A 25,867-nucleotide genomic window follows, 5' to 3' on the forward strand; every position below is an offset into this window, starting at 1 on the left:
CTGCCGCGCGGTCCCTCCGCGCCGCCGGGGTCACGCTTTTCAGAGGTAAGAGCCGCCATGGCACGCCGCCGGCAAATCTACGAGGGCAAGGCCAAGATCCTGTACGAGGGTCCCGAGCCGGGCACGCTGATCCAGTATTTCAAGGACGACGCGACCGCCTTCAACGCCCAGAAAAAGGGCACGATCAACGGCAAGGGCGTACTCAACAACCGCATCTCCGAGCATGTGTTCACGCTGCTCGCCGGGATCGGCATCCCCACGCATTTCATCCGCCGCCTCAACATGCGCGAGCAGCTGATCCGCCAGGTCGAGATCGTGCCGATCGAAGTGGTGGTGCGCAACGTCGTCGCCGGCTCGCTCGCCAAGCGGCTGGGCATCGAGGAAGGCACTGCGCTGCCGCGCACGATCGTCGAATATTATTTCAAGGACGACGCGCTCGGCGACCCGATGGTCACCGACGAGCATATCCTCGCCTTTGGCTGGGCCAGCCAGGAAGAGCTGCACGACATGGCCGACATGGCCATCCGCGTGAACGACTTCCTGTCGGGCCTGTTCGCCGGGGTCGGCATCCGCCTGGTCGACTTCAAGCTGGAGTTCGGGCGGATCTGGGACAATGATTTCGGGCGCATCATCCTGGCCGACGAAATCAGCCCCGATGGTTGCCGCCTGTGGGATGTCCAGTCCGGCGAGAAGCTGGACAAGGACCGCTTCCGCCGCGATCTGGGCGGCGAGGTCGAAGCCTATCAGGAAGTGGCACGCCGGCTGGGTCTGTTCCCGGAGGGTCCCGATTCCGCGGTCCTCGACCTGGAAAGCCACCGCAAGCTTCGCGGCAAGTAAGCCGCCGCCGAGCCGCTATTTGGGTTGCGGGAAAGGGTCCGCGGCGGCATAGGGCTCGGCCATGAAACTGCGCATCTTCGTCACGCTCAAGAACGGCGTGCTCGACCCCCAGGGCAAGGCCATCCAGCACGCCCTTTCCGGCCTCGGCTTCGACGGGGTGGACGATGTCCGCGCCGGCAAGCTGTTCGAGCTGGACGTGGCCGACACGACGAGCGACGCGGCGGTCGACGAGATGTGCCGCAAGCTGCTCGCCAACACGGTTATCGAGAATTACCGGATCGAGCGGCTGTGAAGTCCGCGGTCATCGTCTTTCCGGGCTCCAATTGCGACCGCGACATCGCCACCGCGCTGCAGGATGTCACCGGAACCAAGCCGCAGATGGTGTGGCACGGTGACAGCGACTTGCCCGCGGATGTCGACCTGATCGCGGTCCCGGGCGGCTTCTCCTATGGCGACTATCTGCGCTGCGGCGCGATCGCCGCGCGGTCGCCGGTGGTGCGTTCGGTGATCGAAGCCGCCGAAAAGGGCGTGCCGGTGATCGGCGTGTGCAACGGCTTCCAGATCCTGACGGAAACCGGGCTGCTCCCCGGAGCGCTGATGCGCAATGCCAGGCTCGACTTCGTCTGCCGCGATGTCGCGCTGACCGTGGACAACACGCAGTCGATCTTCACCTCCGGCTATCGCTCGGGCGAGTCGATCACCGTTCCGGTCGCGCATCATGACGGCAACTACTTCGCCGACGCGGACACGCTCGACCGGCTGGAGGGTGAAGGCCGGGTGGCGTTCCGATATGGCGAGAACGTCAACGGCTCGGCCCGCAACATCGCCGGGCTGCTCAACAAGAGCGGCAACGTGCTCGGCATGATGCCGCACCCGGAGCGCCGCACCGAAGCCGCGCATGGCGGAACCGACGGCCGCCGACTGTTCGAGGGGCTGCTGCACGCCGTCGCCTGAGCCGGCGCGATCGGCCTGCACGGCTCGGCCCGGCACAGCTACCCGCGACGTGCTCTTGCTTGCCGGTCGGCGAGCAGAACCCGCGCATTAATACCCGGATCAGATGCGGGCCGCGAACGGCGTGAACTGGGTTCCGCGGTCATAGACGTCGACGCCTTCACGCCGTTTCAGGAAGCCGATCACTGCGTAGGTGACGGGCGTCAGCACGACCTCCCACGCAACTTTCAGCGCCCACTGCGTCAACAACACCGTCAACACCAATTGGCTGGTCCACCCCGCCGCGCCGAGGAACGCCAACGGGTAGAAGATCAGGCTGTCGATCCCCTCTCCCACCACCGTCGAGCCGATCGTGCGCGCCCACAACATGCGGCCGTTGGTCAACAGCTTCATGCGCGCGAGCACGTACGAGTTGACGAACTCGCCGGCCCAGAAGGCGCAGACCGAGGCAAGAACGATGCGCGGCACCTGCCCGAAGATGGTCTGGTACGCGGCCTGGTTCTGCCAGTCGGGTGCTGGCGGAAGCGCCACGACCACCCATGACATGAAGGCCATGAACAAGACCGCCGCCGTGCCCGCCCAGATCACCCGCCGGGCGCGGGCATAGCCATATACCTCGGTCAGCACGTCGCCGATGACATAGGAGACCGGGAAGAACAGGATGCCGGCGCCGAACGGCCAATAGCCGATGCCCGGCAACCACAGCAGCGCGACTTTGCCGGCGCCCAGCACGTTGGACAGCAGGAGGATCGCGACGAAGGCCGCCATCACGAAGTCGTAGTAGCGGAACTGGCGACTGGCGAGGTCGCGTGCCGCGATCGGGGCCAGCTGCGCTGCCTGCTGGGTCATGCCATCGGTATGATACTGGTTCCGCCGCAACGCAATCCGCGCTAGTGCACCGCTGCGCGCGCCCGTAGCTCAGTTGGATAGAGCACGAGCCTTCTAAGCTTGGGGCCGCTGGTTCGAATCCAGCCGGGCGCGCCAGCAGTCAGCGGGTCTGAAGCCGGGTGCCAGCGGGGATTGCCCCCGCTTCAGGCGACCGCTTCTTTGCGGGGCACGCAGCCTATTTCTTGTCTCTGCGATTGCCGCGCCAGTATAGCAGCCCTGCGACCACTGCGGCCGAACCCACGCCGACGGCTGCCCCGATGCCGAGCTGGCGGGACGAGGACGCCCGGCGGCGCCTTGCCTCGGCCGCTTCACGCGCGGCAGTGACTGCTTCGCCTTCGCTATGCTCATGGGGCGATTCTTGGAGGGGGTACGGCGACTGGTTTCCAGTCGGAACAGGAGGTTGCTTGCTCATGACGCTTCCTAACGAACCTGGGTATCAGTGGTTTCAATCGTTCTGGGCACCGACGACCCAGGATGCCGGCTGGCTGGATGCCGGAGGGTCCCCCGAGAGCGTCAGCACGTCATAGGCGCTGCCGCCAAGACCGCCGGTTTGCGCGGTAAGCACCGGGATCGGCGCGTACAGACCGGGGTCGCCGAACGTGTCCTCGACCACACTGACGGTGCCGCCCATCGCCGTCAGTTCGAACAACTGCCGTGCGAAGGCAGTGGGAAGGCGGATGCAGCCATGCGAAGCCGGCCTGCCCGGAAGATCTCCCGCGTGCAGCGCGATGCCGTCCCAGGTCAGCCGCTGCATGAACGGCATGGGCGCATCGCTGTAGAGATTGGAGCGGTGAAACGCCTTCTTCTCCAGGATCGTGAATTCGCCGGCGGGCGTCTCATGCCCGGGCTTGCCTGTCGACACCGTGGTGACGCCGACTAGCTTGTCGCCGCGAAACACATAGGCACGCTGCTCCGCCAAGCTGACGACCATCGCGACGGCAGGCGCGCCATTGCCGGTCGCCGATATCGGCTCGAGCGTCTCGAACCATCGAAATTGCCCGGGCCTCAGCTTCAACGCTGTCGGCTCGGCTGCCTGATCCGGTACGCCGTTCGCGCTTGCGGGTGCGGTTGTCGCGATCGGGGCAATGGCCAGCATTGCGGCAGCGAACATGCGCGATGTGAGCACTCGAACCTCCTTGAACTTGGCCGGCGGCGCCCGCCCGGCAGCCCCACAACACAGTTAATCCGGATTAGGGTCCATGCCGAGTCGTTGTGATCGATCGATCCAAGTGGCGGGAACCACTTGGCAATTTGGACGTGCAAGAACGGCGAACCGAGGCCGCGACGCGCCGAATCGCTGTGCAGAGCGCCCCTGCGATGCCCATCTTTAAGATCTGCTCTGGTATAGAGCGGATGGGTTAGCAGAAGCGGGCAACGACATAGTGACAGAGATATTCGACACGGTGCAGTCGCGCCGCACGCTTATCCGCTCGGCGCTTGCCGCTGCGGGGGGCCTGGCGGTTTCCTCCTGTGTCGCACCTGCGGCGAAGATGGCGGCCGCGCCGCGCCCCATCCCCGTTCCTGTCCGTCCGGTACCCGTCGAGGTGGCCAAGCTCGGCCCGAAGGCACCGGCCAATATCCGCCCTGAACTGTTCAAGCGCGCCATCGCGGCGCTCGACCAGCATGCCGGCCGGATCCCGACGCACGACCGCATCGCCATCGCCGATTTCTCGCAGCCATCGTACCGCCCCCGGCTGCATCTGGTCCATCTCGGCACCGGCGAGTGCGAAAGCTTCCTGGTCGCGCACGGCATCGGCTCGGATCCCAGTCACACGGGCCTTCTCCAGCGTTTTTCGAACGAGCCCAATTCGGAAGCGAGCTGCGAAGGCGCGTTCCTGACGGCGGACTATTATGTCGGCAAGCACGGCGACTCGCAGCGGCTGCTGGGCCTCGATGCCACCAACAACAATGCGTATGAGCGTGCCATCGTCGTCCATTCGGCCTGGTATTCCAACGCGGACATGATCGCGCAGCACGGCAAGCTGGGCCGCAGCCAGGGCTGCTTCGCCGTCGGCGAACGCGAATTGGCCAAGGTGTTCGAGCGCCTGGGGCCTGGCCGGATGATCTACTCCGCTAAGGTGTAACCTTCGTCAGCCGTGCGCCATCGGCACATCGCTACGCTTGCGCGGCCAGATTAGCCCAGCAATTCAGCCCTTTATCGCGTTCTTCGCTGCTTCGCCCCGGATCAAAGCGCCACGCGCGGGGTTGGCAGCGTACCGAAACCGGTACTAGGGATTCTCACATGACCGAGACGCTGTCGCCCCTGCTTCCTGCCGAAGTCGAAGAGGGCGCCCGCAAGTTGCTCGAGCGCGCTTGCGAACAGCACCTCACCCTCGCCACGGCCGAGAGCTGCACCGGCGGTTTGCTCGCGTCGCTCCTGACCGATGTGGAGGGTGCGAGCCATGCGTTCGAACGCGGCTTCGTCGTCTACACCAACGATGCCAAGTCCGAACTACTCGGCATCCCGCTCGACCTGATCGAACGCGAGAATGCCGTGAGCGAGCCGGTTGCCCGCGCCATGGCGGAAGGCGCGCTCGAGGCGAGCCGCGCCGACATCGCGCTCTCCGTCACTGGCTTCGCAGGTCCTGGCGCCCCAGGCGACGAGCCGGGACTCGTGCACTTCGGGTGCGCCCGCAAGGGCGGGGCGACGGCGCATTGCGAGATGCACTTTGGCGACATCGGCCGCGGCCCGGTTCGGATCGAGTGCCTGCGGATTGCCCTGAAGATGCTTGGAGAGGCACTGGCATGAACGAGACACACCCCTTCTACGCGCTTCACCACCAGGGGATGATCCGCGTCGGCGTGTGTACTCCAGCGGTGCGCGTCGCCGATCCGTTAGCAAACGCGCGCTCGGCAATCGCTCTGGCGCAGGAGGGGGACGCCCAGGGCGCGGATCTGCTCGTCTATCCCGAGCTCAACATCACCAGCTACGCGATCGACGACCTGCACCTCCAGGACGCCATCCTCGACGCCAGCGAAGCAGGCATTGCCGAACTGCTCGAGGCGAGCCGGACGCTGAAGCCGGTGTTGCTCGTCGGTGCCGCGTTGCGCCGCAACGGCCGCCTGTACAATTGCGCGCTCGCCATCGCCCGCGGCCGCATCCTGGGCGTGGTGCCCAAGCAGTTTCTTCCGAACTACCGTGAATATTATGAGAAGCGCTGGTTCGCGTCTGGACAGGGACTGACCGATCTCGAAATCGAAGTCGCCGGGCAGGTGGTTCCGTTCGGCACCAACCTGATCTTCGCGGCGTCCGACGTGGACGACTTCATCTTCCACGTGGAGATTTGCGAGGATTATTGGGCCCCGACGCCACCCTCGACCGAAGGCGCCCTCGCCGGCGCACTGGTGCTGTGCAACCTGTCGGCATCCAACATCGTGATCGGCAAGGGACGCGAGCGCGAACTTCTTTGCGGCTCGCAATCGGCGCGTACGCTGTCCGCCTATGTCTATTCCGCGTCGGGCCCTGGCGAGAGCACCACCGACCTGGCCTGGGACGGGCAAGGCATCATCTATGAGGTCGGCGAACAACTCGCCGCCTCGGAGCGGTTCGAGATCACGACCGGCCTGGTCTGCGCCGATATCGACCTTGAGCGGCTGCGCCACGACCGCATGCGCAATGGCACTTTCAACGACAGCGCCCGCGCGCTCGGCCATCCGGAAACCCGCTTCCGGCGTATCAAGTTCGATCACGCCCCGGATCTGAGCGACCGGGGGCTGATGCGCGAGATGCGCCGTTTTCCCTTCGTGCCCAACACCCCCGCGCGGCTGGAGGAGGACTGCTACGAAGCGTTCAACATCCAGGTCGAAGGTCTGCGCAAGCGGCTGGAAGCGACAGGGTCGAAGCATCTCGTGATCGGCGTTTCGGGCGGTCTCGACTCGACACACGCGCTGATCGTCGCGTGCAAGGCGATGGATCGGCTGGGCCGCCCGCGCTCGGACATATTGGGCTTCACCATGCCCGGGTTCGCGACCGGAGACTCGACCAAGGCCAACGCCTGGGCGCTGATGCGCGCGCTGGGCGTCACGGGCGAAGAGATCGACATTCGCCCGGCCGCACGCCAGATGCTCCAGGACATGGGGCATCCCTTCGCGGGAGGAGAGCCGGTCTATGACGTCACCTTCGAGAATGTGCAGGCGGGCCTGCGCACCGACTATCTCTTCCGCCTCGCCAACCAGCGCGAGGGCTTCGTGGTCGGCACCGGCGACCTGTCCGAGCTTGCGCTGGGCTGGTGCACCTACGGCGTAGGCGATCAGATGAGCCACTACACCGTCAATTCGGGCGTGCCCAAGACGCTGATCCAGTATCTGATCCACTGGACGGTCAACAGCGGGCAGTTCTCAGGGGAGGCGGCCACCACGCTGCTGTCGATCCTCGACACCGAGATCTCTCCCGAACTGGTGCCTGCCGACGCGGAGGGTAACATGCAGAGCACGCAGGATCGCATCGGTCCGTACGAGCTGCACGACTTCTTCCTGCACTATGTCGTGCGCCACGGATTGCGCCCGTCGAAGATCGCCTTCCTGGCCTGGCATGCCTGGCGCGACCGCGATGCCGGCAGGTGGCCGGTCAACTTTCCGGAAGCGGCGCGCAACGCCTATGACCTGGAGACCATCACCAAGTGGCTCGAGACCTTCCTGTTTCGGTTCTTCCAAATCAGCCAGTTCAAGCGGTCGGCATTGCCCAATGGGCCGAAGGTCTCCCCGGGCGGCGCGCTCAGCCCGCGCGGAGATTGGCGCGCGCCGTCGGACAGCGTCGCCACCGCCTGGATCGAAGAACTCCGCCGCAACGTGCCGGTGACGAGGAACTGATCGCGTCCGGGCCATGGCTTCTGGCTGAGGGCTGACCTCCGCCAGGCTGCGCCTAGAAATGCCGCCCGAGCAGTTCGCTCACCCGCCGCAGCAGCTCGTTCGAATCGAAGGGTTTGCGCAGCAGTCCGGGGGGTGCGCCGCGCACCCGATCCAGGCTCGGCGCGTCGGCGAAACCGGTGGCCACCAGCACCGGCAAGTCGACGCGGCGTTCGCGCACTTGGCCAGCCACTTCGGCGCCGCTCATGCCGGGCATCGCGAAGTCGACCACCAGGATATCGGGGTTCTCGTTGCGGACCAGGACCACGCCTTCTGCCCCGCTTCCCGCCTCGACGACGCGCGCTCCGGCAGAGGCCAGCGTTTCAGCCAGCGTAGCGCGCACCTGCGCGTCGTCATCGACAAGCGCGATCGTGATCCCGCTGAGATCCACTCGGGTGTCGCTGAACTGATCGTCGATCGCGGCCCGCGGCGGCTCGTTCTTGGCGACCGGCAGGTATAGCGTCACGCGGGTACCCTCGCCTTCACTCGAGCGGACGGCGATCGCGCCGCCCATGCGGCGAAGCACTTCGCTGGCCATCGACAGGCTCATGCCGCCGCGGCTGCCGTCATCATGCTGCGACGGGAAAGGCTCGAGCGCGCGGGCAATGGCCTCCTCGTCCATGCCCTTGCCGGTGTCGGTCAAATGGAGGGCGATATAGTCGCCGAAGGTCAGGCTCGCAGGCACGGTGCCCGAGGCACGCTCGGCAAAGAGCGTGAGGACGCCGCCATCGGGCATCGCCTCCCGAGCGTTGAACGCCAGGTTGAGGATGGCCAGCTCCAGCTGCAGCGCGTCGACCTGCACGTTCCAGTTCGAATCGATCGGCTCCACGATGACCTGGGAGAGCGGCGCGACGGCGCGCTCCGCGAGTTCGCGGACGCCGCCGATCAGTTCGACCAGCCGCACCGGCGCGGCAACGGATTGCTGCCGCCGCGAAAAAGCGAGCAGCTGCCCGGTGACCGCCCGCCCCCGCTCGACCGCGTCCAGCGCGCTGGCGCTCCAGCGCACCACCCGATCGGGATCGTCGGCTTTGCGCGCGATGAGCTCCAAATTGCCGGCGATCGCCTGGAGAAGATTGTTGAAGTCGTGGGCGATGCCGCCCGTCAGCTGCCCGGCAGCTTCCAGCTTCTTCGCCCGCAACAAGGCGACCTCGACCGTGCGGCGCTGCTCGGTCTCGCTGCGAAGCTGCGCCAGCGCCGCGTCGCGCTCCGTGCCGACCGCAGCGAGTTGCGCCTGCGCTTCGGCAAGCGCACCCGGGCGCGGCAGGGCAAGCGCACGCGGCAGCAGCGCCCACAGCGTAACGGCAGTAGCCACTCCGAAAGACGCAGCGATGATCTGAAATGCCGTTTCCAGCATGGGCATCGGACGCCATGGCGACCAGGCCGCGACGAGGTGCATGAGCCCACTAGCCATCAGGAACTTGGCGATACACCAAAAGGGCCATCCAAGCGGCAAGTCGCTGCGACGGCGACTCAGGGCGAACAGCGCGCCCAGCATCGCCAGGAAGCACAGGCCCGTCACGGCATCGGCGGCCAGTGCGGCCCATGTCAGCGCCGGCTCTCCCGCCGCGCTTGCCGCCACATCCTCCATGGCCGAACCTGCTGCCAAAAAACCACTCATCGTAAAGTCCTAGGCACGGAAGCTCGCGCCTTGGAACACTTTCTACGCATTCCTACCCGATCGCGAACTAAGGGTTCGCCCGGGGTCGTCGCAAATGCAACTTTTTTCCTAAGGGTCGGTGCAGGTCAAGCGAGCGATCTGCGCGCCTCCTTGAAGATGGATTGAACTTCATGCGCTGGCGCTACGCCGATCACGGCAGGAAGCAAAGAACCGCAAGTCTCACTCGACGCGATGCGCCGCGAACATCTTCAGTCTTTGGTCACTCTTCCTAAACTATTTAGCTGGGTTGAGGGGGAAGGTATTTCATGTCGCTTAACAATGAAGATGTCCGCCTCGACGCGCTTCACAGGCTGAACCTGTTGGACACGCCGCCGAGCGAGAGCTTCGATCGCATCACCCGTATGGCAAGCCAGATATTCGGGCTTCCCATCGCGGCGATTTCGCTGACCGACCACAACCGCCAATGGTTCAAGTCGCGAGTGGGCGTGGAGCATTGGTCGATCCCGCGTGACGCCGCTCCATGCGCCGAAGTTACTCTGTCGGACCGATTTTTGCTGGTCCCCGACCTGCACGAGAGCCCGTGCTACCGTGAAAGCGTGTTGGCTGGACAGGGCATCCGATACTACGCCGGCGCACCGCTCACCACCCGCGAAGGCCACAGCCTCGGAGCGCTTTGCGTGCTGGGTACGGAGCCGCGCGAAACCACCGACGCAGAGATCAAGGCGCTCAAGGATCTGGCCAGCATGGTCATGGACCAGATCGAGATGCAGCATGCATTCGGCCGGATCGATCCGCTGAGCGGCTTGCCGAATCGCAACCAGTTCCTGGAGGACCTTGCCGATCTCGGCCGCGATCATCCCGGGCAGCAGCGCCTTGCGGTGCTGGTCGATCTGGCCCGCAACGACCAGCTCAGCAGCGGCATGCGCGCCATGGGCGCCGGCTTTTTCGACGATATCGTACGTGAGACCGCGCGGACCATCGCCAATGCGCTTGGGCCTCACCGCACCGCCTATCATGTCGCGGCGACTCAATTTGCTTTCCTGGCCGAGCCTGGCACCGACGAGACGCTTTATGTCGAGCGGCTGGCGATGATGCTCGACTATTTCCGATCGTCGTCCCGGGCTCGATTTGTGATGACCACTACGATCGGAGTCGCGCCGCTGGTCGTTGGCCGCGCAAGTCCGGCTTCGGTACTCCGCCGCGCCCATAGCGCCGCCCAGGACGCACGCCAGTCTGCAGCGTCGATCTGCGTCTACTCGCCCAACATGGACGAAACGCATCGGCGCCGGTTCAGGCTGCTCAACGATTTTGGCGCAGCGCTGGATTCACCCTCTGAACTCGCGCTCGAGTATCAGCCACGCCTGGATCTTCGCTCGGGCGCCTGTGTCGGCGTTGAAGCGCTGCTCCGCTGGAACCACCCGGTCCTGGGTCCGATCTCGCCCGCCGAGTTCATGCCGATCATCGAGCAGACCTCCTTGTCGGGTGCCACCACCGCCTGGGTGCTCAACACCGGCCTGAATCAGCTTCGCACCTGGCGTGCGGCCGGGTTGGAGATCCAGCTCGCGATCAACATATCGGCCAACAATCTTCAGCAAGCGGACTTTGCCGCGCGGGTGCAACTGCACTTGATGAAGTACCGGATTCCGCCGGCGGCGCTTGAACTGGAAGTCACCGAAAGCGCGATGATGGAGAATGTCGGGAAGGCGCTGACGCAGATCACCCTGCTCAGCGACGCCGGCGTCCGGATCGCCATCGACGACTTCGGCACCGGCTATAGCAGCCTTGCATATCTCCAACGCCTTCCCGCGCACGTGCTGAAGATCGACCGGTCGTTCGTGCAGGACATGATCAGCAGCCCACGCGAGCGCTCGCTCGTCGCCGCCATGATCTCGCTCGCGCAAGGTCTCGGTTACAGAGTCGTGGCCGAAGGCGTCGAGGGCGCCGACATTCGCGACGCGCTGACGCAGATGGGCTGCGACGAGGGCCAGGGGTTCCTGTTCGCCCGTCCGATGGCCCCGGCGGCGTTCACCGAATGGTACACGGCGTTGGACGGCGGCGCGCAGTTGGAAGCCGCCTGACTCTTCAACCGAGCGCCAGGCGGCGGCCCTCCGCAGCGCTTCTGCGCGCGAGTTCGATGATGCGTAGCCCCAGAATAGCGTCTGACGGCGCCACCGGCGGCGCCGCCCCGTTCGTAATCGCCGCCACCACGCCTTCATAGAAGCGCCGATAGTCCCCTCGCTCGGACACGATCGTCTCTCGGCAACCGTCGGCAAGCGTCAGCACGCCGTGATCCGCCGGCTCTTCGATGCCGTGCCTCGGATCGTCGATGCGGCGCCCGGCACGCATCGCGGCTTCTTGTGGATCGAGGCCGAATTTCACGAAACTGCCCAGAGACCCATGCAGCCCGAACCGCGGGCGCGGTGCCGCGACCATCCGCGAGGATGCAAGCACGACGCGCCGTTCGCCATAGTGCAGGGTGATGGAGAAATAGTCGTCGACCGCGCCGTGTGGGCGTTGTGCCGCCAGGTCCCCGGTCACTGCATCAGGCGTGCCGAACAGCAGCAGCGCCTGGTCGACCAGATGCGGTCCGAGGTCGAGCAATTGCCCCCCGCCCGCCTCCGGCACCTCCTTCCACCGCTGCGACAGGCCGGGCCGAAGGCGATCCCAATGCGCCTCGTACAACAGCACTTCGCCCAGCCGTCCGCCATCCAGCAGCTTGCGCACGGTCAGGAAGTCGCTGTCCCACCGTCGATTGTGGAACGCGATGGCGAGCCGGCCCTTCGCGCTGGCAAGGTCAGCGATCGATTGCGCTTCCGCGACGCTCGTCGCGAAAGGCTTGTCGATCACCACATGCTTTCCGTTTTCCAACGCAGCACGCGCGAGCTGATAATGCGTAGCATTAGGCGTAGAAATCACGACCAGGTCGATGTCCGGATCGCTCAACAGCGCTTCGGGGTGCATGACTTTCGCTTCGGGATAGGACGCGCGCACTGCCTCGGTCCGCGACGACGCGATTGCGGCGAGCGTAAGTCCCTCCACCGCGTCGATCAGCGGCGCGTGAAAGGCAGTGCCCCCTAGGCCGAACCCGATAAGCCCCGCGCGGATCATCCCTTTCCCTCCATCAGTCAGCGCACACCTATAGGCGTGCGCTCCTCATATGTCAGGTCAGGGTCTCGCTGAGGCCGGGACCGGCTGAACGGGAGAGATGCGCGTGTATTCAGATGCCCCACTGCGTCAGAAGGAAGGACCAATAGTCATGAAGGTCTGGCATCCGAGGCGAGCAGCCTGCGGTTCTCCTCCGCATAGCGGCCCAGGCCGAGCCAGTCCTCACGAAGCATCCGGTCCACTTCTGGTCCCGGATCTCCGCCTCCTGGGCACGGGCCGCGAACGGCAACAGGAGCCCGGTGCTGAGCAATTCCCGGCAGATCGATCGGTCATAGTTCCTCGAGCATCGAGCAGATCGGCGCCCGCAGCTTCGCGCCCGGCGTGACGCCCCGCGCATCGAACAGCACGTGGCGCTGTTCGGCGGGAGTGAACCGCGGCCAGGCCGGCAGCCCGGCTCCGTTGGGATCGCCGGTGTTGGCGAAGTTCACCCAGTATGGCTGCAGCGATGCGCCAGTTCCGAAGCCGAGGTCGTTCATGACGTACGGGATTTCCGCGGCATGCGAGGTTCGCCCGCCGTCCTGCGCCAGATCGAACTCATACCGCCACACCGTCGCGCCGCGCCCCGCCAGCAGTTCGGCAACCCGCCCGGCGGGGCACCGGAAGATCCAATCGGTGCCATATTCAAGTTCGACCGGGCCGAGGCGCGGATCGTCTTCCCTGCCCGCATCGCCGATACGGTAAAAAGCGCGCGCCTTGGCCGCACCGCGCCCGAAACGCGCGGGGAGCGCCGTGTCCCACGCCACCGCCCCGGTGCCGAACTCAGCCCGGTTGCTGCCGACGATGACCGGCCGGGCCGGGGCGGTTTCCAACAGCTCGCGCGGCGAGCGCGGCAGGAACGCGCCATCAATCGTGGTGCGCAACCACACAAAGCCATTGGTGACGATCTTCGGGTCGCTCAGCTTCAGGTCGGCGTCCAGCAGCGCCGACACCGACCGCCGCCGTAACGCGGCGATCGAACCACCGGTATGCAGCAGCGCGTCCGCCTGATCCCCGATCGCCAACCCCTCCGCCAGCGGCCTCGGCGGCATGCCGAACCCGGGCGTGCCGCTCTGAAGGATCGCCTTCGCGAACAGCGCTCGTGATCCCGGGGCAGCCAGTTGCAGTGACACATCCTGCGAACCTGCGGATTCGCCGAAGATCGTGACATTCGCCGGATCGCCGCCGAACTTCGCGATGTTCTGCTGTACCCAGCGCAGCGCGGCGGCCTGATCCATCAGCCCGTAATTGCCGGCATGCCCCTTTGCTTCGGCTGCCGCCCCGCGATGCGGCAGGAAGCCGAAGATGCCGAGCCGATACTGCACGGCCACCAGCACCACGCCGCGGTCGGTGATCCGCGATTGCACGGTGCCGCGCGCCGATCCCGCCCGGTTTGATCCGCCATGGATCCACACCATCACCGGCCGTTTGCCGGCCAGCCCGGGCGTTCGCACGTCCAGCGTCAGGCAATCTTCCGCCGATCGCAGATAGTCCGCGCGGTTCCAGCCGCTGTCGTTCTGCAGGCACGCTGGAGCATCGGCCTGATCCGGTCGGATGCCCGGCCACGGCCTTACCGGCTGCGGCGGTCGCCAGCGAAGGTCCGCCAGCGGCGGCGCGGCGTACGGGATGCCGCGGAACAGCAATGCCCCGGCCCCCGCCGCCGGCGATCCTTCCACGCGGCCGCCGGTCACCGGCACCACTGCCGGCTGCGGCGAACCAGCCTGGAGCGCAAGTGCGAGCAGCGCGGCAATGCTCAATGGATCGACGCCACACCTTCGCTGCGCGATGCCTGCGCCCGCCCCGCCGCGACCGCGAATCCACAGAGCACGACGTAGCAAAGTGCCGGGACGATCAGCGCGAAAGCATAGCCATGCAGATCCGCGACCTTGCCGACCAGCAGCGGCAGCACCGCGCCTCCGACGATCGCCGTGCACAGCAGGCCCGACGTCGATTCCTGGCTCGCGGTTGAGCGCTCGAGCGTCAACGTGAAGATCACAGGGAACATGATCGAGTTGAACAGCCCGATCGCGAGCGCGACGAACCCTGCCGACACTCCTCCCACCGCGAAGACATAGAAGCACATCGCCGCGGCGATCGCAGTGAAGACCGCCAGCAGAACCGAAGCACGGGCCCGCGCCAGCAGAACCGATCCGATCGCCCGCCCGATCATCGCCCCACCCCAATATAGCGCGACGGCCTTGCCTGCCTCCTGAAGCGACACGCCCGGCACGCCGTCACTGCCCATCAGATAGCCGAGCAGCGGCACCCCGAACGGCGCGTCGGACTGACCCCAGACTCCGTTGTCGTTGAGGAACAGCGCCATCTGCGTGCCGATCGCGACCTCGGCGCCGACGTAGAGAAAGATCGCCAGCCCGCCGAACAGCGCCCATTTCGAAGAGAAGGCCGAGAACAGCCCGGCGGTAGCCGCGGGCGCTGGCGCCGCCTCGGACACCACGCGCCTGCTCAGGAAGAAGAACACCGCCAGCGCGGCGATCAGACCGCAGATCCAGAAATAGGCGCTGTCGATCCCGGCAAGCGCCTGGTCGCGCACCGCCTCGGTGACGACGGTGCCCCCCTTCACCTCCAGCCCTTCCAGGAACAGGTGCGCACCCAGCAACGGCCCCAGGAACGTGCCGAACGAATTGAAGGTCTGGCTCAGCGTCAGCCGCAAATGGCTGTAGCGCGGGTCCCCCAGTGCGGCGGCGAGCGGGTTCGCCGCGACCTGCAATACCGTGATCCCGCTGGCCAGCACGAACAAGCCGAGCAGCACCAGCCAGTAATTGGCGCTGTTGGCCGCCACCAGCATGACCAGACACCCGACGACCATCGTGCACAGCGCCACCAGGATCGACGGCACTGCCTTCAGCCGGCCCACGAGTGCGGCCGCCGGGAAGGACATCACGAAATAGGCGAAAAAGAACGCGGACGCGCTCGCCTGCGCCTGAAGGTTGGTCAGGGTGAAGACCCCCTTCACCGACGCGACGAGGGGATCGACCAGCGACGTGATGAACCCCCAGGCGAAAAACAAGGTGGTTACCGCGGCGAATGCCAGGGTGGTCTGCGTGCCGGGGCCCGCCCGCGTGGAAGGTGCCGTTGCCAAGAATGTCTCTCCCAACCGAAGATTCACGCCGGTTCTGCCGTGCGCGCGTGCTGGTCCGAGCCAGCATCGTCGGCGGTTCGACACGTCCTTCAGTGCCACATGCCTTGTCAAGCGCCGCTTGGGTGCATTCACCGCTCGCAACTGCGGGCATGGTCGCCTATGTGGGCGTGACTTCGGCCGGGTTAGCAACAGGAACCGCGCGGGAATGTACCCAGTAAGCAAGCGTAACCACTTCATTTCCGTTCTTTACCGCGGCGCCGCAGCTGCCGGGCTCTTGGGCCTGGCGGCCGGGCCGCTGCTCGCGCAGCAGGCACCTGCGCCCGCGCCAGGCGTGCAGGCGCCGCTGGTGCAGCAGCTACCCGCGCCCACGCCGCTTCCCACGCTGTCGGCAAAGCAGAGCAGCGAACTCGCGCAGCTTCTGGCCGATGCCGGTTACGAACAGGGGCTACGTCACGACGGTGCCGCCACACCCCGCCCGCAGAGCAGCGACGCGCTGGTCCGCGCCGCGCTGGACTATGCCCGCGCCGTTCATTCGGGGCGCCTGGATGAAAGCGACTTCCAGCAGGATTGGGGGCTGCGTCCCGCCGCCTATGACCCGCTGCCGGGCTTCGCCGACGCAGTGAAGCGGGATCGCATCAGCGCCTGGATCCGCACGCTTCCGCCGCCTTATGCCGGGTATGATGGCCTGCAAAAGGGCTTGGCGAAATACCGCGCGATCGAAGCAAATGGCGGCTGGGCTACGCTGCCCGCCGGCCCAGACCTTTCGGTCGGTTCGACAGGTGCCCGCGTCGCCGCGCTACGCCAGCGCCTCGCCGTCGAGGATAGCCAGGTCGCGGCCACCGGCGCGACCTTCGACGCCGCGCTGAAGGATGCCGTGATCCGCGCCCAGCGCCGCTACGGCCTGCGCCCCACCGGCACCGTATCGACCGGTACCCTGGGCGCGCTCAACGTGCCCGCTGGCGACCGCGTGCGCCAGATCATGGCGAACATGGAACGCTGGCGCTGGCTGCCTGCCGAAATGCCCGCCAAGCGCATCCAGGTGAACATCGCCGCCGCCGTGCTGACGGTGTTCGAGGGCGATCAGGCGATCGCCTCGATGAAGGCAGTCACCGGCCGCCCCGGCAACGAAACGCCGATGCTTCAGTCGCGCATCCACTCGGTCGTGCTCAATCCGCCCTGGAACGTGCCCGCCGGCATCGCCGCGAAGGAATTGTTCCCCAAGGGAGCAGGCTATCTCGCCGCCCACAATTACAAGGTGATCGGCACCGGCGCCGGCCGCCGCCTCCAGCAGCAGCCCGGCCCGCAAAGTGCGCTGGGCCGCTATAAGTTCGACTTCCAGAACCCCTATGCCGTGTACCTGCACGACACGCCGGCGCAGGCGGCCTTCTCAGGCTTCAGCCGTTTGGAAAGCCATGGCTGCGTTCGCCTGGAAAAGCCGGGCGAGTTGGCCGAGCTCCTGTTCCGCAACGATCAGAATTGGCAGCCCGAGCAGATCAACGCCGCGTTGGCGACCGCCAAGACCCAGCGCGTCCAGTTGCAGCCGCAGGATCAGGTCTCGGTGTACCTGCTCTATTGGACTGCATTCGCCAGCGGCAACGGCCAGATGAACTTCCGCGCCGATCCGTATAGCTGGGACAAGACGCTGGCATCGAAGATCGAGAATCGCTCGGCGGTCACCGCCGTCGCTTCACGCTAACAGGGGAAACCGGATGAAAACCAACCGCATCGCGCTTATCGCCGCCCTCGCCACCGGCCTTTTGCTCGCCGCCTGTGGCGGCGGCGAGCGGACCTCGGACGAGACCACCACCAACACCGAGATGACGACCGACAACCTGACGGTGCCGGAGCCGGAGAATCTCTCCGAAATCCCGGCCGAGGCGCCCGCAGCGCCGCGCATCGACAATGCCAATACCGAGGCGCAGCCGGACGCCGCACCCGTGCTGTCCGACGACCAGCAGACCCGCGACGACGCCGACGCGACCGGCATGACCGCGCGCGTCTCGCGCGACGAGGGTGGCAACGAGAACCAGCCCGCAGAGTAACCGGCCTCCCCGGCCGACTGCCTCTTCGGAAGCCGCCGGCCGGGAACCCCTATCCGGCTCATACCGTTATCTGGTCCCACGCGGCACTCTGCCGCGCCAGATAGCGAGCCTCATGTCGGACCTGCCAGACACCCTCGATCCCTCGGTCTTCGAACCGCCTGAAGACGCGGTCGAATTTTACTCCGACAGCCTCAAGCTGCTGAACCAGTGGGACATTCCCTACCTCCTGTCGGGCACCTACGCGCTGACTTGCCACACCGGCGTGATCCGTCCCACCAAGGACATCGACGTGTTCTGCAAGGCCGGAGACGCGCCGCGCCTGCTCGCCCACTTCAAGGAAGCGGGCTACACCATCACGATCGAGGACGACCGCTGGATCGGCAAGGTCTGGCAGGGCGAGAACTTCTTCGACGTGATCTACAACATCTCGTCGGCTTCGATTCCGGTGACCGACGCGTGGTTCGCCGAAACCTACGAAGCTGAGGTCTATGGCAGCTGCGTCCGCATCACGCCGCCCACCGAGTTCATCCTGTCCAAAATGTTCATTCAGGACCGCTATCGCTACGACGGTGCCGACGTCGCGCACGTGATCCTAAAGAAGCATGACGAGATCGATTGGCACCGGCTGTTGTCGGCGATGGAGCTCTACTGGGAAGTGCTATTGATGCACATTCTCAACTTCCGCTTCATCTATCCAACCGAACGCGACTGCGTTCCGCGCTGGCTGTTCGACCTCCTGATCGAGCGAGTCCAGGCCCAGGCCGAACTGCCCCCGGCAAACGTAAAGGTTTGTCGCGGCAGGCTTTTGTCGCCGCGCGACTATGTCGTCGACATCAGCAGCTGGGGCTTCGCCGACGTTGTCGGCAAGGGACTGGAGGAGAAGCATGAGCGACACTTCTGAGGCGCCGATCCGTCTCGCCGCAATCGGCGACCTGCACGTGACGGAACAGTCTGAACAGCGCTATCGCGAACTATTCGCAGAAATTTCTGAGAAGGCAGATGTCGTGGCGCTGTGCGGCGACCTCACCAATTTCGGCAAGACAGCGGAGGTCGAAAGCCTTGCCGAGGATCTTCGCGCCTGCACCATTCCTTCCGTCGCGGTGCTCGGCAACCACGACTATGAATGCGGTCAGCCCGAAGAAGTGAACCGCATCCTCACCCAGGCCGGCGTCACGATGCTCGACGAGCAGGCGGTGGTGATCAAGGGTGTCGGCTTCGCCGGCGTGAAAGGCTTTCTCGGCGGCTTCGGCCGGGGCGAACTCGGCGCGTTCGGTGAAACCGCCGTCAAAACCTTCGTCGAAGAGTCGCTCAACGAAGCCCGCAAGCTCGAGAACGGCTTGCGCTCGCTGCGGACCGACCGCACCGTCGCCGTGCTGCATTACGCCCCGATCGTCGACACCGTTCAAGGCGAGCCGCCCGAGATCCACCCTTTTCTCGGCTCTTCACGCCTGGCCGATGCGGTCGACCGGTTCGACAATGTGAAGCTCGTCGTCCATGGCCACGCGCATCGCGGCACCTATGAAGGACGCACCCGCCGCGGCATCCCGGTGTACAACGTCGCGCAATTCGTAGTGTCGGAGGTGCTTGGCCGTCCCTACGCCGTGTTCGAGGTCTGAACCGGATTCAGCCTTCGCTCACGATCGGATGTTCGCCGCGTACCCGGTCGAGCAAGGCTTCGATCGCGGCTACTTCGGCGACACTGCCCGATGGCGCCGCCGACCAGTTGCAGTGGGCGTGAGTCGCGGGATCATAGACGCGAACGGGACCGAGCACTGTCTTCCAGCGCCTCCGGCTGCCGCCATAGTGCCGTAGCAAGGTTGCAGTCAGCAGGTCCTGAAGGTCGCTAGCAGTCATGGCCCGCACCTAGGGTGCGCGGGCGCGCCCCGCAACGTTCGCAGCCTTCATTTGGCGGCAACGCCGAACCGCCAGATGGTGGTCGACTGCAGGCGCTTGTCCGGGGTCAGCAGCGTAGACGGGAAGCTTGCGTGATGCGGCGAGTCGGCAAAGTGCTGGGTCTCCAGCGCGATACCGTCGCGCGGGTGGATGACGTTACCCGCCGCGTCGACATCCTTCCCATCGATATAGTCGCCGGTGTAGATCACCACCCCAGGCTCGGTTGTCTCCACCGTTAGTGTCCGCCCCGATGCCGGATCGCTGAGCCACAGCACCGGCCGCGGCGAGCGGGTCACCCCATGCTCGAATGCCCAGCCATGATTATAGCCGCCGCGGGCCGACATCACCGGCCCGCCGGCATACCAGCGCTCGCCGATCGCATGTGCCTCGCGGAAGTCGAGTGGCGTCCCGGCGACGGACGCCAGCCGCCCGGTCGGGATACCCGCCTGGTCCGCCTCGACCCATCGGTTTGCGGCGATCCGCATGCGCTGGTTCGCAACAGTCCCGCTGCCGGGCCCGGCCAGGTTGAAGTAGCTGTGGTTGGTGAAGTTGACGTGCGTGGCGCGTGTGGTCGTCGCGTCATAGTCGATCTGGAAGCGATCGTCGGTGAACAGCCGGTAGGTGACCGTCACCCGTAGCCGCCCGGGAAACCCCTGCGACCCGTCCGGGCTGTCCCGCGTCAGTCGCGCGCCATCGAACCCCTTGCCTCGGAATGGCGCCACGGCCCAGCGCTGCACGTCGAACCCGCCAGGTCCGCCATGTAGCGCGTTGTCGCCGTCATTCGCCTTCAACCGGACCTCACGCCCGCCGACCATAAAGCGTGCGCCTCTGATCCGCCCCGCATAGCGGCCGATCAGCGCGCCGAAGCCGTTCTTGCCGTTCTTGTCGCGATATTCCGCAGTCGAGCCATAGCCGAGCACGACGTTGGCGAGCCGCCCCTGACGATCCGGTGTTTCGATAGCGGTTATCACTCCGCCCCGGTCGAGGAACCGCACAGTCATCCCGTGAGCGTTGCGCAGCGTGTACTCGCGAATTTCCGGCGCATCCGCGCGGATCTGCGCCGACACGGCCGGCGACCAGAGCAGCGCGATGGCTGCGGCCATGGCTGGCCGCGTCATGGCTTCACCTGTGCCTCGATCAGGGTCGCCCTGCCGCTCAGTGCCGCGTCGCCGGCATGATGCCCCACCGTCACGGGATATGTTCCGGCGGCCACGTGCCAGCGCTTGCCCGCCACATCATAGTCGGCAATCAGCCGCGGATCGACGGCAACCTGTACACGCCGGGTCTCGCCGGGCTGCAGCATCACACGCTCGAACCCGACCAACCGCGCCGTAGCGCCATCGCGCCGTCCAGCGGTCGCATAGACTTGCGGTGTGTCCGCGCCCGCCACGCGGCCAGTGTTGGTCACGTCGAAGCTGACGCGCAGCTCGCGCCCGCCCTCGACCTTCAGCCCGGCATAGCGGAACTGCGTGTAGGACAGCCCGTAGCCGAACGGAAACAGCGGCTTCTGTCCGGTCTTGAGGAACGAGCGATACCCGACTGCGGCACCCTCGGCATAAGGCACCACCGGCGCCAGCTTGCGCTCGACCATGCCATAGGTGCCGCCGGCCTTCTTCGCGGCATCGGCGGCTTTCATGTCGGCTAGCCCGGGCACCGGATGCCGCGGCGCCTGCGCTTCGCTAGCAACGAAGGTCATCGGCAGCTTTCCCGATGGATTGGCCGCGCCGAACAGCAGGTTGGCGATCGCCTCCCCGCCCTTCTGTCCGGGATACCAGGCCTGAAGCACCGCCGGGACCTTGCCCAGCCACGGCATCAGCACCGGTCCGCCGGTTTCCAGTACCACGGCGGTGCGCTTGTTCGCCCCCGCGACCGCCTCGATCAGGGCATCCTGATTGTCGGGCAGCGATAGTGTCTCGATGTCCTGCGCCTCGGTCCGCCACTGCCAGGCGAAGACGATCGCCAGGTCTGCCCCCCGCGCCGCAGCCGCTGCGGCAGCCGGATCGCGCCCATCGATGTACGAAACCTCCGCGCCCGGGGCCATCGCCCGGATCGCCGTCAATGGGGACGAAGCATGCCAGGTCACCCGCGCGAAGGACGAGGCCGCCCCCTCGGTCAGCGGGATCTCCACCGGCGCGCCACCCACCGAACGCACCTGGCTCGATCCGCCGCCCGAAAGCACCCCGACATCGGCATGCGCGCCGATCAGCACGATCTTCTTCGCGGTACGCGCCAGCGGCAGCAAATTGCCCTGGTTCTTGAGGAGCACGCTTCCCTTCTCCGCCACCTCCTGCGCGACCCGCGCATTCGCGGCATAGTCGATCGGCTGGGCGGCAAGCGGGACCGGATGGTCGATCAGCCCGGTCGTAGTCACTCCCCACAGGATGCGCCGGTTCATGTCGCGCAGCCGCTCTGGACTGACGCTCCCGTTCGCCACCGCATCCGCCAGCGGCTTGCCGAGATACATCGCCTTGTCGAGCTCTCGCCCGGACTGCTGATCCAGCCCGGCATTGGCCGCCTTCACCGTGGAGTGCACCGCACCCCAATCGCTCATGACCCAGCCCTTATAGCCCCAGTCGCGCTTCAAAACCTGGTTGAGCAGCCAGTCGTTCTCGCACGCCCAGTCGGTGTTGATCTTGTTGTACGCGCACATCACCGATCCCGGCCGCCCGCGCTCTATCGCGATCTCGAACGCAAGCAGGTCGCTTTCGCGCAAGCTCGCCTCGTCGATCTTGGCGTCCATGGTGGTGCGCAGCGTCTCCTGCGGGTTGATGGCGAAATGCTTCACCGTGGAGACGATATGGTTCGCCTGCACGCCGCGGATCGACTCGCCTGCCATGATCCCCGCCAGCAGCGGGTCCTCGCCCAGATATTCGAACGTTCGCCCACCCCACGGGTCGCGAGTCAAGTTGACCCCGCCCGCCAGCAGCACGTTGAAGGTCTTTGCCCGCGCCTCGCTTCCGATCATCACGCCGCCGCGATAGGCCAGGTCGGGATCGAAGCTTGCCGCCAGCGCCAGGCTGGCAGGCAGTGCGGTTGCGACGTCCCCCTTGCGCTGTTCGATCTGGTTGGCGACGCCCAAGCTAGCATCGCTCTCTCGGAGCGTCGGAATGCCGAGCCGCGGGATGCCCGGCACATAGCCGGCCGACGGGATCATGTCGGCGGGCTGGTCCTTACTCATTGGCGGGAAATAGCCGTGGACGTAGCGAAGCTGCTCCTCGCGCGTCATCTGGCCCGACAGCGTCTCGGCCCGCTGCTCGGCTGCGGTGGCGGCCGCATCCTGCGGCGCCTGCGCTTGCTGCGCGGCGGCCGGCGTCGCCAGGGCCAGCACGGCGACAGATGTAGCCAAGTACATCTGGCGCGATCGCGTGGAAACCTTCATGTCCCTCTCCCTATCTTCCTGGCTTCCTCTTCGGAAAGCATCGTCACTCGGTCATCCGAGTGGGCGCAGCGATTGTCAACGCTGTCTCACCCGGACGCCCATTGCGTCGCGCACCCCCTCGCCTGTATCTGCACACAACGGCGCGCCTCGGGCGCCAGCCCCATTGCATAAGGATCGTCCCCCTTGGCCACCGCCGCTCTCACGGTTCGCCCCGTCACTACCAAGCGCGACACCAAGGCGTTCATTGACCTCGCCTATTGCCTCAATCGCAACGACCCGCACTGGGTGCCGCCGCTCAAGCAGGAAGTCGCCGGCACGATCGACCCCAAGAAGAACGGCTGGTTCAGCCATGCCGAGGCGCAGTTGTTCCTCGCTGAGCGGAGCGGCCAGGTCGTTGGCCGCATCTCCGCGCATATCGACCGCCTCGCACTCGAACAGCCGCCCGAGCAGGGCTTCGGCCCCGGCACCGGCTTCTGGGGCCTGTTCGAGGCCGAGGATGCGGCGACTGCCCAAGCCCTGATCGCCCGCGCCGAGCAGTGGCTCCGCGACCAGGGAATGACCCAGGCGATCGGCCCGGTGAGCCTGTCGATCTGGGAGGACCCCGGCCTGCTGGTGATGGGTCATGATCACTCCCCAACCGTGCTCATGGGCCACAACTCGCCCGCATATCAGGCGTGGATCGAGGCGCTTGGTTATGCGCGGGCGAAGAAGCTCGTGACTTACGAGGTCGACATCACCCAGGACTTCCCCCCCCTGGTCCAGCGCATCGTCGCCAATGGCGAAAAGAACGGACGTATCCGCATTCGCGGCGTCGACAAGTCGCGTTTCGACGAGGAAGCGGCGATCATCCTGGCGATCCTCAACGATGCGTGGTCGGACAATTGGGGCTTCGTGCCGCTGACTCCGCCCGAAGTCGCCGACGTCGGCAAGAAGCTCAAGCCGCTGGTGTTCGAGGATCTGATCATGATCGCCGAACTCGACGGCGAGCCGGTCGCCTTCATGGTCACCCTGCCCGACCTCAACGAAGCCGTGAAGCCGCTGGGCGGATCGCTGTTGCCGCTGGGCTGGGCAAAGCTGTTGCTGTGGCTGCGCAAGCCAAAGGTTCGGACCGTGCGCGTGCCCTTGATGGGCGTCGTGAAGCGGCTTCAATCCTCGCGCATGGCAAGCCAGCTGGCCTTCATGATGATCGAATATATCCGCCGCGCCTCGGTCGCCAACTATGGCGCGACCCGCGGCGAAATCGGCTGGATCCTCGATGACAATCAGGGGATGCTCGCCATCGCCGACGCGATCGTAAGCCGCATCAACCGCGAATATTTGATCTACCGAAAGCCGCTCTGAGGTCGGCTGGCCGCCGCTGCCGAGCGTCGCCGCGCCTCACGTGGCGACGCTCAACTCGTCCGCGCGCTGCAGGTCGCGAGCACATGAGTCGGCACGGCCAAGCGCACGGAATATCTCGGCCCGGTTCCGATAATGCTCCGCGGTGCCGGGCTGCAGCGCCACCACGTGATCCATGTCGGCCAATGCGAGGTCGTAGGCCCCGGCGTCGAACCGCATCACCGCGCGATTGACGCGCGCGCTGATCGCCTGCGCGTCGTTTGTGATGACCCAGTCGAGATCGGCCATGGCTTCGTCGTTGCGGCCGAGCATGCCCAGCACTTCGGCGCGAAGCAGATACGCCTCCGGCTGCTCCGGGTTCAGTTCCAGGCTGTTCTCGAAGCTTCGCAGCGCCGCGTCCCATTGCCCCAACTGACTGTGACACACCGCCTGGTTGAAGAAGACTTCCGGATAGGGCGCGCTGTAGCGGATCGCGAGATCATAGTTCGCAAGCGCTTCGTCATAACGCTCCAGCCGCTGGAGCAGGTTGGCGCTTTCATTGTAATATTCGGAGTAATGCGGGTCCATCGCCATCGACTTGGCATAATGGTCCAGCGCCGCATTCGGCTGGTCCAGCGCGACATAGACCTGCGCCGCATTATATTGCAGCACCGAGCGGTGCAGCCGGTGGCGCGCATCGCCCAGTGCCGCAGTCAGGAGTTCGAAGCCGGCCTGGCACAACGCCAATGCTTCGGCTTTCCGGTTCTGCCGTACCCGCAGAAATGCCAGCCCATTGTCGATGAACACCTTGAGGAAATGGAAGTCGTCCGGCGCAATCGTGCCTTCGGCCGCGTCGATATAGTTCACCGCTGCAAGTATGTACCTTTCGGCCAACGGCAGATCGGGTTTGGCCGCATAGCGCAGGTGGATCATCGACAGCAGGTAGCTCATCTTGGCGCGCAGGTCGGGCCGGGTCAGGTAGGGCTCGGCCAGCGTTTCCACGACTCGAAGTGCGTCTTCGTGCCGGCCGATCACCACCAAGCCCTGGAATATGTTGCCGACATAGTTCCAGCGGGTGTCCTCGTCCCGCGCCAGAGCGGCAAGATGCGGGAGTACGGTATCGGCGAAGCTGCCGGACTCATGATAATAGCCATAATGGTTGTAGAGGCAGAGCGCCTTCAGCGCGATGCCTGCCGCCGCGAGCGTGTCGCCGATCTCGCGGTAATGCGCCAGCAGCACCGGGTAATGCTCCTCCGCCGCTTCGAAGCCGTTGATCGCAATTACCCGCTCGAGCGCTGCCGCCGCTTCCGCGTCCAGCCGCGATACCAAGCCCGACGAATCCGGCCCGATTTCCACCTGCTCCAGCACTAGGTCACCCCGCCGGGCGGCACGCCGTTCCAGCTCGGTGAAGAAGCGCTGGGCGAGATGCTGCGCCTCGCCCAGCCGCGATACGCGGATTCTCCATGTGCCGGGCCCGCCCTCGGCGGCACGCCACTCGAGGATCAGGCCGACCAGTCCGTGGACGATGCGATATGCCCGGTCGAGCGGGAAGTTTCGGGTCTTCTCCGCCCCGACGGCGGAGTCCGTCAGCGACGCATAGGCCAGCGGGATTTCCGCGCGCCGCTCGAGCAACACCATGTGCAACTCGTAATTGTGACGATCCAGGATGTCGCGCCTGCCCATCGCCACCAGCTCGGCATAAGCCTGCGCGACGACCGTATGCACCCCTGCCCAGGCGCCGCTGCGCGCAAAGCAAGCGTCGAGCTCGAATGTCCGATCGATGGGGTCTGCAACTGCGGGCTGTGCCGCGTGGCGGACCGAAGCATGCATCACGTCGGCGTTCATCGGTTGCTCCC

The 25,867-nt window shown here is 65.8% G+C and carries 22 protein-coding genes and 1 tRNA gene; 13 read left to right on the top strand and 10 right to left on the bottom strand.

From position 1 onward, the window contains the following. Positions 1–57: 57 nt before the first annotated feature. From purC to purQ, 3 genes are all read left to right on the top strand, one after another. On the top strand, positions 58–837 hold the full coding sequence (gene purC / locus LZ586_RS05020) for a phosphoribosylaminoimidazolesuccinocarboxamide synthase (protein ID WP_235078574.1): 780 nt from the start codon (positions 58–60) through the stop codon (positions 835–837). A 61-nt stretch (positions 838–898) separates the two neighbouring features. Next, positions 899–1,129 (top strand): phosphoribosylformylglycinamidine synthase subunit PurS, encoded by a 231-nt coding sequence (purS, locus tag LZ586_RS05025; RefSeq protein WP_235078575.1) that lies wholly within the window; start codon positions 899–901, stop codon positions 1,127–1,129. Then, the gene (gene purQ / locus LZ586_RS05030) at positions 1,126–1,791 is read left to right on the top strand and encodes a phosphoribosylformylglycinamidine synthase subunit PurQ (RefSeq protein ID WP_235078576.1); all 666 of its coding nucleotides are present in this window, start codon (positions 1,126–1,128) and stop codon (positions 1,789–1,791) included. The genes purS and purQ overlap by 4 nt, the downstream gene beginning before the upstream one ends. A 99-nt stretch (positions 1,792–1,890) precedes the next feature. Here purQ and LZ586_RS05035 read toward each other — a convergent pair whose 3' ends face one another. Continuing rightward, complete coding sequence (locus LZ586_RS05035) at positions 1,891–2,637, bottom strand: queuosine precursor transporter (protein ID WP_235078577.1); 747 nt, start codon at positions 2,635–2,637, stop codon at positions 1,891–1,893. A gap of 58 nt (positions 2,638–2,695) precedes the next feature. Here LZ586_RS05035 and LZ586_RS05040 point away from each other — a divergent pair. Further along, a tRNA-Arg gene (locus LZ586_RS05040) sits at positions 2,696–2,772 on the top strand. A 349-nt stretch (positions 2,773–3,121) separates the two neighbouring features. Here LZ586_RS05040 and LZ586_RS05045 read toward each other — a convergent pair. After that, a complete protein-coding gene (locus LZ586_RS05045; protein ID WP_235078578.1) occupies positions 3,122–3,802 on the bottom strand; it encodes a L,D-transpeptidase family protein in 681 nt (226 codons plus the stop codon). A gap of 256 nt (positions 3,803–4,058) precedes the next feature. Here LZ586_RS05045 and LZ586_RS05050 point away from each other — a divergent pair, with 256 nt between their 5' ends. The 3 genes from LZ586_RS05050 (at position 4,059) to LZ586_RS05060 (ending at position 7,485) form a co-directional block, all read left to right on the top strand. Then, on the top strand, positions 4,059–4,760 hold the full coding sequence (locus tag LZ586_RS05050; protein ID WP_235078579.1) for a murein L,D-transpeptidase catalytic domain family protein: 702 nt from the start codon (positions 4,059–4,061) through the stop codon (positions 4,758–4,760). Between the two features lie 158 nt (positions 4,761–4,918). Further along, positions 4,919–5,425 carry a CinA family protein gene (locus tag LZ586_RS05055; protein WP_235078580.1) on the top strand — a complete coding sequence of 169 codons (507 nt, stop codon included), beginning with the start codon at positions 4,919–4,921 and terminating at the stop codon, positions 5,423–5,425. Continuing rightward, entirely contained in the window at positions 5,422–7,485 is a 2,064-nt protein-coding gene (locus tag LZ586_RS05060; protein WP_235078581.1) for an NAD(+) synthase, read from the top strand. Before LZ586_RS05055 ends, LZ586_RS05060 begins: the two co-directional genes overlap by 4 nt. Positions 7,486–7,537: 52 nt before the next feature. Here the strand turns inward: LZ586_RS05060 and LZ586_RS05065 are convergent, their stop codons facing one another. Beyond that, positions 7,538–9,139 (bottom strand): response regulator, encoded by a 1,602-nt coding sequence (locus LZ586_RS05065; RefSeq protein ID WP_235078582.1) that lies wholly within the window; start codon positions 9,137–9,139, stop codon positions 7,538–7,540. A 305-nt stretch (positions 9,140–9,444) separates the two neighbouring features. Here LZ586_RS05065 and LZ586_RS05070 point away from each other — a divergent pair, with 305 nt between their 5' ends. Further along, positions 9,445–11,217, top strand: a complete 1,773-nt coding sequence (locus LZ586_RS05070; protein WP_235078583.1) for a putative bifunctional diguanylate cyclase/phosphodiesterase — start codon at positions 9,445–9,447, stop codon at positions 11,215–11,217. A gap of 4 nt (positions 11,218–11,221) precedes the next feature. On the opposite strand, the gene LZ586_RS05075 is transcribed toward LZ586_RS05070, so the two are convergent. The 3 genes from LZ586_RS05075 to LZ586_RS05085 all read right to left on the bottom strand — a co-directional run bounded on the left by LZ586_RS05075 (position 11,222) and on the right by LZ586_RS05085 (position 15,380). Then, a complete protein-coding gene (locus tag LZ586_RS05075; protein WP_235078584.1) occupies positions 11,222–12,247 on the bottom strand; it encodes an oxidoreductase in 1,026 nt (341 codons plus the stop codon). A 326-nt stretch (positions 12,248–12,573) separates the two neighbouring features. Further along, positions 12,574–14,037 (bottom strand): carboxylesterase/lipase family protein, encoded by a 1,464-nt coding sequence (locus LZ586_RS05080; protein ID WP_235078585.1) that lies wholly within the window; start codon positions 14,035–14,037, stop codon positions 12,574–12,576. Beyond that, positions 14,034–15,380, bottom strand: a complete 1,347-nt coding sequence (locus LZ586_RS05085; RefSeq protein ID WP_235078586.1) for an MFS transporter — start codon at positions 15,378–15,380, stop codon at positions 14,034–14,036. The genes LZ586_RS05080 and LZ586_RS05085 overlap by 4 nt, the downstream gene beginning before the upstream one ends. A 205-nt stretch (positions 15,381–15,585) precedes the next feature. On the opposite strand from LZ586_RS05085, the gene LZ586_RS05090 reads away from it, so the two are divergent. The 4 genes from LZ586_RS05090 (at position 15,586) to LZ586_RS05105 (ending at position 19,038) form a co-directional block, all read left to right on the top strand. Then, entirely contained in the window at positions 15,586–17,076 is a 1,491-nt protein-coding gene (locus tag LZ586_RS05090; RefSeq protein WP_235078587.1) for a L,D-transpeptidase family protein, read from the top strand. A 13-nt stretch (positions 17,077–17,089) separates the two neighbouring features. Then, entirely contained in the window at positions 17,090–17,422 is a 333-nt protein-coding gene (locus LZ586_RS05095) for a hypothetical protein (protein ID WP_235078588.1), read from the top strand. A 112-nt stretch (positions 17,423–17,534) separates the two neighbouring features. Beyond that, positions 17,535–18,323 carry a nucleotidyltransferase family protein gene (locus LZ586_RS05100; RefSeq protein ID WP_235078589.1) on the top strand — a complete coding sequence of 263 codons (789 nt, stop codon included), beginning with the start codon at positions 17,535–17,537 and terminating at the stop codon, positions 18,321–18,323. Further along, complete coding sequence (locus tag LZ586_RS05105; RefSeq protein WP_235078590.1) at positions 18,307–19,038, top strand: metallophosphoesterase family protein; 732 nt, start codon at positions 18,307–18,309, stop codon at positions 19,036–19,038. The genes LZ586_RS05100 and LZ586_RS05105 overlap by 17 nt, the downstream gene beginning before the upstream one ends. A gap of 7 nt (positions 19,039–19,045) precedes the next feature. Here the strand turns inward: LZ586_RS05105 and LZ586_RS05110 are convergent, their stop codons facing one another. Genes LZ586_RS05110 through LZ586_RS05120 form a run of 3 tightly spaced genes read right to left on the bottom strand, consistent with a single transcriptional unit; the run spans position 19,046 to position 22,694 of the window. Then, the gene (locus tag LZ586_RS05110) at positions 19,046–19,276 is read right to left on the bottom strand and encodes a hypothetical protein (protein ID WP_235078591.1); all 231 of its coding nucleotides are present in this window, start codon (positions 19,274–19,276) and stop codon (positions 19,046–19,048) included. A 47-nt stretch (positions 19,277–19,323) separates the two neighbouring features. Next, on the bottom strand, positions 19,324–20,433 hold the full coding sequence (locus tag LZ586_RS05115; RefSeq protein ID WP_235078592.1) for an aldose epimerase family protein: 1,110 nt from the start codon (positions 20,431–20,433) through the stop codon (positions 19,324–19,326). Continuing rightward, a complete protein-coding gene (locus tag LZ586_RS05120; protein ID WP_235078593.1) occupies positions 20,430–22,694 on the bottom strand; it encodes a beta-glucosidase in 2,265 nt (754 codons plus the stop codon). The genes LZ586_RS05115 and LZ586_RS05120 overlap by 4 nt, the downstream gene beginning before the upstream one ends. A 183-nt stretch (positions 22,695–22,877) precedes the next feature. Between LZ586_RS05120 and LZ586_RS05125 the strand changes: the two genes are divergently transcribed. Next, positions 22,878–24,035: an N-acetyltransferase gene (locus LZ586_RS05125; protein WP_235078594.1), complete on the top strand. Its 1,158-nt coding sequence runs from the start codon at positions 22,878–22,880 to the stop codon at positions 24,033–24,035. Positions 24,036–24,071: 36 nt separating this feature from the next. Here the strand turns inward: LZ586_RS05125 and LZ586_RS05130 are convergent, their stop codons facing one another. Then, the gene (locus tag LZ586_RS05130; protein WP_235078595.1) at positions 24,072–25,856 is read right to left on the bottom strand and encodes a tetratricopeptide repeat protein; all 1,785 of its coding nucleotides are present in this window, start codon (positions 25,854–25,856) and stop codon (positions 24,072–24,074) included. Positions 25,857–25,867: the final 11 nt, after the last annotated feature.

It is taken from the genome of Sphingomonas sp. S2-65, assembly GCF_021513175.1.
Taxonomy (GTDB): Bacteria; Pseudomonadota; Alphaproteobacteria; order Sphingomonadales; family Sphingomonadaceae; genus Sphingomonas.